Annotated in this window: 11 protein-coding genes; 5 read left to right on the top strand and 6 right to left on the bottom strand. The window is 58.2% G+C overall.

Annotation, left to right across the window (positions count from 1 at the left end):
* Positions 1-128: 128 nt before the first annotated feature.
* The 5 genes from NW843_RS08240 to NW843_RS08220 all read right to left on the bottom strand — a co-directional run bounded on the left by NW843_RS08240 (position 129) and on the right by NW843_RS08220 (position 4,682).
* On the bottom strand, positions 129-1,043 hold the full coding sequence (locus NW843_RS08240; protein ID WP_414522649.1) for a hypothetical protein: 915 nt from the start codon (positions 1,041-1,043) through the stop codon (positions 129-131).
* Between the two features lie 329 nt (positions 1,044-1,372).
* Entirely contained in the window at positions 1,373-2,773 is a 1,401-nt protein-coding gene (locus NW843_RS08235) for an AtzE family amidohydrolase (RefSeq protein ID WP_414522648.1), read from the bottom strand.
* On the bottom strand, positions 2,770-2,958 hold the full coding sequence (locus NW843_RS08230; RefSeq protein WP_011430915.1) for a DUF4089 domain-containing protein: 189 nt from the start codon (positions 2,956-2,958) through the stop codon (positions 2,770-2,772). Before NW843_RS08230 ends, NW843_RS08235 begins: the two co-directional genes overlap by 4 nt.
* 71 nt (positions 2,959-3,029) lie before the next feature.
* The gene (locus NW843_RS08225; protein WP_414522647.1) at positions 3,030-3,662 is read right to left on the bottom strand and encodes a hemerythrin domain-containing protein; all 633 of its coding nucleotides are present in this window, start codon (positions 3,660-3,662) and stop codon (positions 3,030-3,032) included.
* 153 nt (positions 3,663-3,815) lie between these two features.
* Complete coding sequence (locus tag NW843_RS08220) at positions 3,816-4,682, bottom strand: tRNA (5-methylaminomethyl-2-thiouridine)(34)-methyltransferase MnmD (protein ID WP_414522645.1); 867 nt, start codon at positions 4,680-4,682, stop codon at positions 3,816-3,818.
* Positions 4,683-4,806: 124 nt separating this feature from the next.
* Between NW843_RS08220 and accD the strand changes: the two genes are divergently transcribed.
* The 3 genes from accD to NW843_RS08205 all read left to right on the top strand — a co-directional run bounded on the left by accD (position 4,807) and on the right by NW843_RS08205 (position 7,117).
* On the top strand, positions 4,807-5,751 hold the full coding sequence (gene accD / locus NW843_RS08215; RefSeq protein ID WP_414407308.1) for an acetyl-CoA carboxylase, carboxyltransferase subunit beta: 945 nt from the start codon (positions 4,807-4,809) through the stop codon (positions 5,749-5,751).
* Between the two features lie 239 nt (positions 5,752-5,990).
* A complete protein-coding gene (locus tag NW843_RS08210) occupies positions 5,991-6,386 on the top strand; it encodes an STAS domain-containing protein (protein WP_238376804.1) in 396 nt (131 codons plus the stop codon).
* A 26-nt stretch (positions 6,387-6,412) separates the two neighbouring features.
* On the top strand, positions 6,413-7,117 hold the full coding sequence (locus NW843_RS08205; protein ID WP_414522644.1) for a class I SAM-dependent methyltransferase: 705 nt from the start codon (positions 6,413-6,415) through the stop codon (positions 7,115-7,117).
* 75 nt (positions 7,118-7,192) lie between these two features.
* Here NW843_RS08205 and NW843_RS08200 read toward each other — a convergent pair whose 3' ends face one another.
* The gene (locus NW843_RS08200) at positions 7,193-9,373 is read right to left on the bottom strand and encodes an NAD-binding protein (RefSeq protein ID WP_414522643.1); all 2,181 of its coding nucleotides are present in this window, start codon (positions 9,371-9,373) and stop codon (positions 7,193-7,195) included.
* 461 nt (positions 9,374-9,834) lie between these two features.
* On the opposite strand from NW843_RS08200, the gene NW843_RS08195 reads away from it, so the two are divergent.
* Both NW843_RS08195 and NW843_RS08190 read left to right on the top strand, forming a co-directional pair.
* The gene (locus NW843_RS08195) at positions 9,835-10,887 is read left to right on the top strand and encodes a Fe(3+) ABC transporter substrate-binding protein (RefSeq protein ID WP_414522642.1); all 1,053 of its coding nucleotides are present in this window, start codon (positions 9,835-9,837) and stop codon (positions 10,885-10,887) included.
* Positions 10,878-11,629 (top strand): esterase-like activity of phytase family protein (locus NW843_RS08190; RefSeq protein ID WP_414522641.1); only part of this gene is annotated, 752 nt, incomplete at its 3' end. The genes NW843_RS08195 and NW843_RS08190, both read left to right, overlap by 10 nt.

Raw genomic sequence — 11,629 nt, 5'->3', positions numbered from 1 at the left:
ATCAAAGCGCATTCCTCCCGGCACTGACCCTACGGGTACAGTGCAGGGCTCCTGCGATTTCTAGCTGAGAAGCCCGCGCTGTGTGCGTAGCAACCCTGCGGGAAGCTAGCTACAGCGTCGGGAGTATGTCACGCAGCCTGCGACTTCATGGGCTCCGAGCAGGCCAAAATGAACTGAATGAACTGGTCGATCTCCAGCAGAATGCGTTCTGCCTCGGCCAGAGAGGCCGGTACGCTTGCCAGCACCTGGGCATCTACTTCCGCAGCCTGCTCCGCTTCTTGCAAGAGGTTCATCGAGTCATGGCCGAGCAGGAGCTCCAGCTCGTTCAGGGTTACCATGGCCAGCTGCTCCTCGGCTTGATGGAGCTTATTTTGCAAAGTCTGAACTTGTTCGGTTTGCACCTTCAGCCTAGCTTCCGCCTGCTCAGCGCGAGATACAGCCAGTTGTGCAGCTTGCTGGGCCTCATCCCGCTGAGCTTTCAGGAAGGCCATCTCTTGCTCCAATTGTGCCAATCGCTCTTGCAGGCTGTAAATGTGCTGATCCCGGTCTCCCAAAGCTCGCTCCAGCTCGCGATTTCGAACTTCCATCTGCTGACGAGCTTCGTTCGCTTGGGCCAGCTGTTCCGCCAAGTTTGCCATTTCCTCTTCCACGTTGGTGAGCCGACTCAAGCGTTCCAAAACCTGAGCATTTTCGGCTTCCAGTTTCTCAATCAGCGCTTGAGCGCCCAACAGTTCTGCTTTGGTAGAGTCCAGCTCGCCGCAGACTTGGTCGTAGTTGGCGATTAGCTCGCCAAGCCGGGCCTCTTTGGCTTGCAGTTCTTCTCGCAAGGAGTTCATCCATCGGTCGCTCTGCTCAATCCGCTGTTGCAAGAGCGGCAGTTGAACCAGAGCTTGTTGGGCAGCACTGAAATAGCCAAGGAGTCGTTTGAAGTGGCGCTGTAGGTGGCTGTGGGACTGATCCAATTTGTCGAAGGCTTCGTTGAGAGAGAGATAGGCCTCGCACAGTTTCATGTAGCGCCGAGCCACAGAATCAGGATGATCCATAGGAATATGAGTCCAGGTGGGGTGCCGTGTCTATTTTATGCTGTTCATTCTATTGGCCAAGCCTGGAGAAGGAGGCATTTGATACAACAACTGGGGGCTTAATTTTACTTTAATATCCGGTGCCCCAATCTCTCTTGCGAGCCAAGGCCAAAGAGTCTGCCCAAATCCAGCTTCAGACATTGCCCACGGGCCATACGGAGACTAGAGCTTCTCCCCCAAGGCAATCATTCTCTTGACCGCAAAATGTTTATCTACACATTTAGTGTCTACAAGAGGATGCCCGCGAGTCCTAACGCTAGATACGCTGCAAAAGCAGGGCTCTTCATGGCTCAGACCGGCTGGGCATTGGGGATCCCTAGCTTCTCCAAATAGGCGGCTGCCCGCAGCAGTTTGGCTTCTTGATAGGGGGCGGCCACCAGTTGTACGCCAAAGGGCAGGGATCCGCTCTCGCGCAACGGCACTGAAAGCACCGGCAGGCCGATAAACGAGAGGGGCTGAGTGTAGAGGCCGAGGTTGGGCCGAGTGAGAACCTCTACCCCATCGATCACCATCTTCTCTTGGCCAAGTAAGGGGGCAGAGCAGGGGGTGGTGGGGGCGATGAACAGATCGATCTCCTGAAAAATGGCCTGCACCTGCTGGCGATACCAGCGGCGAAAGCGCTGCGCCTGCAAGATCCAACTGGCAGGCAACAGGGCTCCGGCCAAAAAGCGATCCCGGGTGGCCGGGTCAAAGTCGTGGGGGCGAGTTCGCAGGTTGGGCAAGTGCAGGTTGGCTCCCTCAGCAGCCGTGATCAGGAAGGCGGCGGCACGGGCGCGCTGGGCTTCCGGGATCCGCACAGTCTGGCCGACCCCCAAGGCTTGGGCCACTTTTTCTACTCCGGCCAAGATGGGGGGCTCTGCCCCTCGGGCAAAGTAATCATCCGCCACCGCGATGCGCAAGCCCTCGATCCCCTGCCCCAACTGCCCAAAGGTGGGATCCACAGGACGCCGGGTACAGACGGGATCTTGGGGATCCGGCCCTTGCATAACATCGAAGCTGAGGGCAATATCGGCCACCGAACGGGCCAAGGGGCCCACGTGGTCGAAGCTGGCGGCAAACAGAGCCACCCCTGCCCGCGACAGACGGCCATAGGTGGGCTTGAGGCCGTAGACGCCACACAAAGAGGCCGGTACCCGAATCGAGCCGTTGGTGTCGCTGCCCAGGGCGAGAGGCACCAAACCTCCTGCTACTGCAGCTGCCGAGCCGCCGGAGGATCCCCCCGCACTGCGGCTGAGATCGTGGGGGTTGTGGGTGGGGCCGTAGTGGCTGTTTTCGGTGACGAAGCCGTAGGCGTACTCGTCCATGTTGAGGGTGCCCACCAAGATTGCCCCTGCCTGCTTGAGACGAGCCACCACCGTTGCATCTTGGATGGCCGGGGGATTCTCGCGGTTGATCGCCGAGCCAGCCAGGGTGGTGAGGCCGGCCACGTCAAATAAGTTCTTGACGGCAAAAGGCACCCCTGCCAGCGGGCCTACAGGGATCCCTTGAGCCACCTGTCGATCCACCTGCTCCGCCGCTTGTAAGGCCGATTCCTCCAAGACAGCTGTAAAGGCATTGAGCTGGGGATCCCGCCGGCGAATCCGCTCCAGACAGGCGGCCACCACCGCTTGGGCGCTCACGGATCCCTGGCGGACAGCCCTGGCAATAGAGACCGCGTCAGCGCTGCCGAGAAGGTGGGGATCCCCGGTCATGGCTGAGGGTCAAAGGTGGGATCTGGCTCAACTATCGGCGGCAACGGGAACTCCAGCACCTGTTGAGCAATGGGCAGAAAGCGGGCAAAATTTTCGATCACCCCTGCTCGGTGTTCAGGATGCAGGGGCAGTTGCAGCAGTTGGGCCATTTGATCGACGTAGGTTTCGGGATCCCAGGGCTGCATGGTTTTGGGGTCAGGGAGCCGATTGCAGCAAAAATACCACCACTAGCCTCCAACAACAAGACCGTCGTCGGCTAGGGAGCGGACATTTGCACAGTGTTGCCCTGCAGCGACCAGAAGCGCTCGTTGGGCAAGACAGGACGGGTTACCGCTTGCCGTTCCAGCTCATTCAAAGCAACGCGACGGCTATGTGCAGAGCGATTGGAAGCAGCGCTGGCTTGCAGGCGTTTGCGGAACAGACGCAACTGCTGCTGCTCTGCTTCGGGAGAAACATGCTGGGCAAAGAGGGGATGCAAGATTTTCTCCTCCTGATCAAACTGAGCCCGCAATTGCCGATAGAAGTGAAGGGCAGCAGAGGGATCCACCTGCTGGGGAGTGCGCTCTGATTGGTGCAAAAAGCGCGTCAGCTCCGGGATCTGATCCCGCAGATGTTGCTCCAGCCGCTCAATTTGGTCGCTGAGGTGGGGATCCGCCTGGAGAGCCGACCTGAGCAGGGGGTAGAGAACATGGCGCTCCAGTTGAATGTGGCGGGAGAGGCGCTGTCGCAACCTTTGTACACAGAGGCGTCGCTGCTCCAGATCCAACTCCGGCGCTCGAGACAGGCGAGTCAAAAACTGCAGGATGACGCGGTGCTGTTCAGCACAAAGGGCAACCAGCGTACCGGCAGAGGTTGCTCGCGTCAGCGGGAGGGACTCCTCAGAGGACATGGCATTTACAGCAGAAAAGTTTCACCTCAGCTTAACTTTGTCAAGAAATGGTGGCTTGCGTAAGGGTACGGGAATAGCGCAGGTGTCTTGGATACACTCGGGCAGCAATCCTGGGAAAAGTTGTCCAGATCTGAACTCCGGCAACGCCACTCTCTAGGCTTGCACAGGCCAGCGGCGTTTCCAAGCAGAAGTGGGCTCCAAAGAGGAGGCCTGCTGTTCCTGCTGGCGTTGCAGCCGGATTTGGGATCGCTCCCCTTGCAAGGTGGGATCCCGGTAGGGCACGGCAGCGCGAGTTTTCAGGTGCTCCCACTCCATGGGGGAAAGAGGCGGCAGGTGGTCAGGTTGGGGCGAGGCCACTGTCCCCGGCCAAGGACGACCTACCGGGGGGGTAGAGCCGATGAAAAGCCCTGCTTCCAACAGAGCCGCTCGCACCGCCGCTGCACAGGAATAGGTGGCCAAAATCCCGCTGGGGCGCATCCGTTCGGCCACGGCCCGCAAGAAATCCACCGTCCACAGCTCTGGGCAAACAGAAGGCGAGAAGGGATCCAAAAACACCGCATCTGCCCACCCCAGCGGCACCTGCAACACCGTTTGCCGGGCATCGCCCCACAGCAGCGTTCCGCGCCAGCGCTCCGATTGCCAGGATCCCTGTTCAATCCAGTGTTGCCATTCTTGCCCAAAGCTCCAGTCGGATCCCACCCCTGCCTGCCAAGCTTGCCGGGGTACTTCCGGGGATCGCTCCAGGCCGATTACTTCTACAGAACAGTGGGGCCGGATTTGCCAAATGGTTTCTAGGGCAAGGCCGGAGTTGTAGCCCAAGCCAAAGCAAATATCCAAAAGGCGAATGGGCTGGGCGGGATCCCGTTCCAACGGCAGCCGATCCAGCCGGCAAGGGCGGACAAACTTCTCCAAAGTCTCCTGGGCGGCACCACTGACGTTGTGAAAAGCCTGTCCAAACTCTTCCGAGAAAAAGGTCAGGGATCCATCCCCTGTGGTCAGCACCTGCCACCGAGTCTCCATTGCCTGCTGTTGTCTCTATTTTCAGTTGGGCGATTCTTTGATAGCTTGAGAACGTTGAGATGTGTTTCGCAGCTCACCGGCAGGGCTCTCAACATCCCTGAGTAGGGAGGATATTTCAACAGCTATGTCTCTACTGGATTGGTTTGCGGAGCGGCGCAGACAAACCTCTCTGAACCTGACAGGTAGCAGCCCCTTCGACAAAGAGCGTCAGGTAAGAGAGATTGCCGACGGCCTCTGGCAAAAGTGTCCTGCCTGTGACACTCTGACCTACACCAAGGATCTGCAGCAAAACTGGCAAGTTTGCCCCAGCTGTGGGCATCACCACCGCATTACAGCCCCAGAGCGTCTGGAACAGCTTTTGGATCCCGGATCCTGGCAACCCCTCGACGAGCACCTGGCTCCCACGGATCCCCTACACTTTTTCGACCAAAAGCCCTACTCCGAGCGCTTGGCCACCTACCAGGAGCGCACCCAGCTCAAGGATGCCGTCCTGACAGGGTTGGGAAGCCTGGAAGGGATCCCGGTGGCGATTGGAGTGATGGACTTTCGCTTTATGGGCGGCAGCATGGGCTCGGTGGTGGGAGAGAAGATCGCCCGCCTCACGGAACGGGCCACCTGCGATCACCTGCCTTTGATCCTGTTTTCGGCTTCGGGGGGGGCCCGCATGCAGGAAGGGATCCTCAGCCTGATGCAGATGGCCAAGACCTCAGCCGCCCTACAAAGGCACCGCGACGCCAGACAATTGTTCATCTCCGTGCTCACCCATCCCACCTATGGCGGGGTAACTGCCAGCTTTGCCATGCTGGGAGATTTGATCCTGGCCGAGCCGGGCGCGCAGGTGGGGTTTGCCGGGCCCAACGTAATCGAGCAAACCATCGGCAAGGGCAAGCTGCCAGAAGGCTTCCAAACCGCCGAGTACCTGCTGGCCCAAGGGCTCATCGACGCGATTGTGCCCCGTACTGAGCTGCGCAAGCGGCTGGCCCAGTTGCTCTCCATGCACCGCCCCCGTTTGCATGTGTCCCTTCCTTCAATCAGCTCAGAGGCTTTAACCCTGCAGCCCATGCTGTAGGTAGATCTGGCTGGAACCTGAGATGGGTGGCCGAGGCGGGATCCCTTCCCTGCGGGGGATGGAGTTCCTGCTAAGCTCTGGGGCGGCTCTTACTTCATAGGTTTACACGGCTTCCCTCTGGCTTGTTGGGAGAGGAGCTGGGGGCGAGAGGGCAGATGTTTTTGGAGGGAGCCGCGCTGTCCCTGGGGATCTTCACAAGATTTCCTGGTGGGCGGTAGCGGATGGTGTTAAGGTGGGGCATGAGGTCTTCACTGGAAACGATGGATTTCAAGCTGCGCATCCGTACTGCTGAAACTCCGCAAGGGCAAAAACTGGCAATTGTGCCCCTGGAAGGTCGTTTTGACGCCAAGGCCGCCTCAGAAGTTCGGCAATTGCTCCAGCAGGTTTTAGATTTCGGTTACACCAATATGTTGATCGATATGTCGTCGGTCACTTTTATGGACAGCTCTGGGCTGGGGGTGTTGATCTCTGCTTTGCGCAAGTGCCGTGCTGCTGGGGGCAACCTCAGCCTCTGTTGCGTGCCGGAAAATGTGGCCCTCGTCCTCAACCTCACCTCTATGGAAAAGGTATTGACCTGCTTTAGCGACCTGGAGACCGGCATTGCCAACTTTTCCAGCGCTCCCACGGCTCGTTAGGCCCGATCTTCCTTTGAGTTTCAGCCATGCCGGAAACTGGCATCGATACCTTTCAACTGCTTTACCAACACCACCGTGGCCCCAGCTTCTGCGAGCGCATGGTGGCGACGGCTCCTGGGCGCTTTAACGAGGCGTTTTGGCAGTTCTGGCAGATGCACATCGAGCCCTGTCTGCCTCCTGCACCGCGCTTGTTGGATCTGGGAACCGGGCCGGGGTTTGCTCTGGGTCAGTGGGCGCAACGCTATCCCGGAGGACACTTCATCGGGGTGGATGTGATGCCCTACATGTTGGAGCGAGCGGCGGCAGATTTGAAGGGGATCCCTGGAATCCAGCTGCTGCAGGCCGACCTGCACGACCCTCACTTGCCGCTTGCGGCCAACAGCATCGATGCAGCTCAGGCAGTGGTGGTGTTGCACGAGATGGTGCAGCCCTTGCGCTTGTTGCAGGAGGTGTTGCGTCTACTCAAGCCGGGGGGGCGATTTTTGCTGGTGGATTGGGTGCGCGCCCCGCTCAGCCTCTACTTCGATGCCGATACAGAGGCCCAACTCTTCCAGTCGGACACGCCTTTGGAAACGCTGCTGGATCAGTTTACCCACTTCTACGAGCACAATCGCTTCAGCGCCGAAGACCTGGTGTGGTTGCTGGAGAAGGTGGGTTTCGCAGTGGTGGCTCAGCAGCTCTACAACCAAAATCGCTTTGTGCGACTTGCAGCCGAAAAGCCTATCTCCTGAATGTCCAACTGCCCATAACGAGATGTTTTGGACTACGGAGTGCAGAATAGACCAATAAACAGAACAGTGTCCAAATCAATTCAGATTACTCTCGCTGTTTTCGTTCATGGCTGCAGGGATCCAATGGGCAGGCTGCGCCTGGGCAAACACCTGCACTTCAGTGCTCATCTTGCGCAGTTGGCGGGCTAACTTGATTGCCTTGTCGCGGGGAAGGGGTGGGCTCACCACCGCCGGCAGACAGCCCAATAGGGGTTTCAGGGCCGTCTTGGGCAGGCGTGCGTAGAACGATAAAGCCGAGAGGATCTCCTCTTCAAAATAGGGGTTGCGATACTCTAGGAGGCGCACCTGATACAGCTCTGGGGGAAGAGGCCGTCCTTGGGTTAAGCGAATCAGGGATCCCACCGTTCCCATCACATAGAGTTGATCGCCTTCTTTCAACGGGGTCTTGCCCTCTTTTTGCCAGATCTTGGGAAAAACACAGGGTTTCCCCGGTCGGGAGCGATGCAGCAAGATCACCAGGTCATAATCCTGGGCCAGTTGGTGCAAGGATAGCCCCAGGTAGTGGCAATCGGCCGAGACCTCCAGCAGCGTCACCAGCAGAGTTTCCCCCTGCCAAGCCAGGGTGCCGTAGACGGATCCCACCAGTGCTGCGGTGGCAAAAGCCCGTGCCCCCAGCCCGGTAGCGCTGTAGCTGATCCCCAGGGTCTGCATGTGGCGCTGCATGCGAGCCGCCAATTCGGGATCGGTAACCCGCAAAATGGTGCGGATCCCCGGCTGCAGGCTGTGGGCCGTCAGGGCCGTCTCCAGGTTGGTGAGATCGTCAGGGGTGGTGCAGATCAGGCAGCGGCTGCCTTGAATGCGAGCCTGCTGCAGCGTGCTTGCCAGGGCATAATCCCCACGAACCACCACCGCTCCCTCCCGTTCCGCTGCCTCCAAGAGAGGGTTCTCGCTATTGGGATCCACCACCACCACCTCGTAGCCCATCTGCCGCAACAACTGCAGCACCAAATAGCTCAGCCGCCCCAACCCTGCGATCACCACATGATCCTCTTTGGGCATACGGGCAGCCCGACCCAAGCCAAAGCGACTGCTCACCAATTTGTCGGTCACCAAGCCGTAAATCAACCCCACCAGGGCAGCCCCCACCAAGGTCATCATCACCGCCAGCACCTTCACCCCCAGCGGTGTTTCCGGCTGTTGAAAAGCCTCAATATCCCCGTAGCCCCCTGTCAGCACCACGATCGTCAGCAAAAGCCCATCGATGAGGGGTTTGCCGATCATCCTGAAGTTGATCACCCCCAGCACCAGCATGGCCCCCAAGGTGAAGGTGAGGGTGCGCACGATGGGCTTGACCTGTAGGAGTCCCTGCACTCCTCTGCGCAGCCAAGACCCAAGGGATCCCCGCCCCAACGACCTGCCTTGCCGTTGTTGTCGCTTGTCCTGCATCTGGCCGCTGGCCCAGCGCTGTGCCCGTGAGGAGCCCCGTCGCCCGTTGCGTTCCAACAGTTGCAGGTAGGCTCTGGGATCGCAAATGACCAAAACGCGATCCCCCTCCAGCAGCTCTGCCTCGTGGTCAAAGTCGTCGAAAACTCGCTGTTTGGAAAAGTTAGAAAGCCCATCCACCGGGTAATGAAACAGCACCCGCGCCCCAAAAGTTTCCTCCAGCTCCGAGAGGGGCATATGCAGCAGGCGGGAGTTGTATCCGATGGTCAGCTCTACCACGTTCCAGAGGGTGGTCTCTCGGTCTGAGACAAAGTAAGCCGGATCTGCCAGCTCTGGCGGAAGCGTGGCCGGCTGGGCTTCCAGCTGGGGCAGCTCAAAGTAGCCAACAAATTCGTCGGAAACAGCCTTAAGGGCAAAAGCCGGGGCAGCCAAAGCCGCCACCGATAGGGAAAAATGCTGCGGCAAAGCCGAGTCGAGATAGCGGGCAAGGCTGTGGTTGAACAGACGGGAGACGACACGCACCTGTGGATTGAGATCTCGAATCAGCAAAGCCAGCTCGAAATTGGCTTGGTCGCTGTCCTCCAGGAGCAGCGCCACCCTAATCCGCTCGATCCCAGCCCGCTGCAACACCCCCGGCTGGCGGGGATCCGCCTGTAGGTATTGCCACTGCTCTTCCAAATGAGGGGGCAGATCGGGAGCAACTACTACAGCGCGATGTCCAAAAGCTTCTAGGGCTTGGAGAGTGAGCTCCACCAAATCGTTGTAGCCGCAGACCAGGATAGAGACACCTGGATCCCTGCTATTCTCTTGCACCTGTGCATGAGGCGATCTCGAAAGGGAGCTCACCATAGCTCTGTCATCTACCCTGCTCCCTTTATACCCGAAGCCTCTTCAGCTTTCGCGAGTGCTGTCAATACCGCTGACCGCAAAGCCCTGGGTAGAGACCCGTTGCTCAACAAGACCGGCTGCGTTGCTGGCCATCTCGAGTGCTGTCGAGAACAGGGGGAAGTTGGCCAGTTCCATCCCAAAGGGTGAGAGATGAGAAAAACTTCTAAGAGCTTGACCCGGTACTTGAGATCCTCTATCATTGCCCCAAGGCGAGGTTCTTGAATAAAAGTCTCAATAAAGCTGGCCTAAGATGAGGGTCAACAGAGTGAGATTTGCGGGAACCGCCTTTGTCCTTTGGGCGTAGCTTTCAGGTTTTTTCTCAGAGAGAGGCATGGCCAGCTTGGCCGGTGGAGCTGTGTCTCTTGAGATGTTTTTGAACTTAGGAGTTGGGTATGCGCTTATCGCGACGGCAATTTGTCAGTGGAGCCACGCTAGGTTCTGCGGCTCTGGCAGCAGGGTCTCTTCTGCGTCCGGCCCATGGCGCCAATCGGGAAGTGAACCTCTACACCTCGCGGCACTACGGCACAGACGAGAAATTGTACGAACTTTTCAAGCAGAAAACGGGCATTACCGTGAATTGGGTGCAGGGCAACGCCGATGAGATCGTCCAGCGCATCCGCAGCGAGGGATCCAACAGCCCCGCCGACATCTTCATGACGGTGGATATTGCCCGGCTGTGGCGGGCTCAGAACGAGGGCCTGTTTCAGCCCATCCAGTCGGAGACGCTCTCCAAAAATATTCCCGAGTCTCTGCGGGATCCAGAGGGGTACTGGTTTGGCCTCACCAAGCGGGCGCGGGTGATCATGTACAACAAAGACAAGGTGGATCCCAACGAGCTGTCTACCTACGAAGATCTGGCCAACCCCAAGTGGCGGGGCAAGGTGCTCACCCGCTCCTCCAGCAACGTTTACAGCCAATCCTTGACGGCTTCGATCATCTTGGCCCACGGGATCCCGGAAACGGAGCAATGGGCCCGGGGCTTGGTGGCCAACTTTGCCCGTCCGCCGGAAGGGGGAGACACGGATCAGATCAAGGCCGTGGCCGCCGGGGTGGGAGACGTGGCTTTGGCCAACACCTACTATTTGCCGCGTTTGATCAAATCCGACAATCCAGAAGAGCGCGCCGTAGCCGAGAAAATCGGCGTCTTCTTCCCCAACCAAGAGGATCGCGGCACCCACGTCAACATCAGCGGGGCCGGCATTCTGAAAACAGCTCCCAACAAAGAAGCGGCCATCCAATTTTTGGAGTTTCTCTCCGGGCCAGAGGCGCAGGCCATTTTTGCCCAGAGCAACAATGAGTACCCGGTACTGCTCGGGGCCGAGATCGACTCGGTGGTGGCCAGCTTTGGCACCTTTAAGGAAGACACGATCAACGCCGCCAGCATTGGCCGCGTCACCCCTGATGCCCTAAAGGTAATGGATCGGGCCGGTTGGAAGTAGATCAGGCCTCCAGGACAGGCCCTGAGTGCAGCCTTTCATTGCTTGACGCCGTGAACGTTAAGCAGCTTGACGGTTCTTGGCCAAGCGTCGATACTCTAGGACGGCGTTGCTTCCGTTCGAGGCCGCTCAGGCGTCCTGTCTTTCTTTTTCAAAAGCTTCTGGAGGTTTGCCAAATGAAACAACTGCGAACAGCAGGCTTGTTCTTGCTCCTGCTTTCTTTAACTTCTTTCTACACCAATAGCCCGGCAAAGGCAATTGAAAACCTTCCCGAAAAGGCTCCTGTTCCAAAGCGGGATCTGCTTTTGACCACAGAAAACGGCGTCAAAATCTACAATGGTGGGTTTGGCTCTGGCCTTGCCTTTGATGGCCAATATTTTTATGTGCTCACCGATCGCGGTCCCAATATTGATGGAGCTGAGTCAAACGACAAGATTTTCCCTAAGCCAGACTTTACCCCTCAAGTTGCCAGATTGTCTTTGGACGGCAAGGGCTTCAAGTTGGACAGGGTCATCCTGCTGCAAGACGAGACAGGCAAAAATCTCACCGGGATCCCCAATCCATCTGACTCGGGGGGAACGGGAGAGAATGCCTACGATCTCAGCGGCAAGCAGCTTGCGCCGGATCCCAAAGGTATCGATCCAGAGGGGATCGCGGTGGCCAAAGATGGAAGCTTTTGGGTTGCCGACGAATACGGACCTCACTTGATCCATTTTGATTCCAATGGCAAGGCCATCGAGTGGCT

It is taken from the genome of Synechococcus sp. R5-12 (assembly GCF_047502655.1).
Lineage (GTDB): Bacteria > Cyanobacteriota > Cyanobacteriia > Thermostichales > Thermostichaceae > Thermostichus.
Note: the sequence above shows the minus strand (reverse complement) of the source record. Positions and strands in the feature narration are given on the sequence as shown.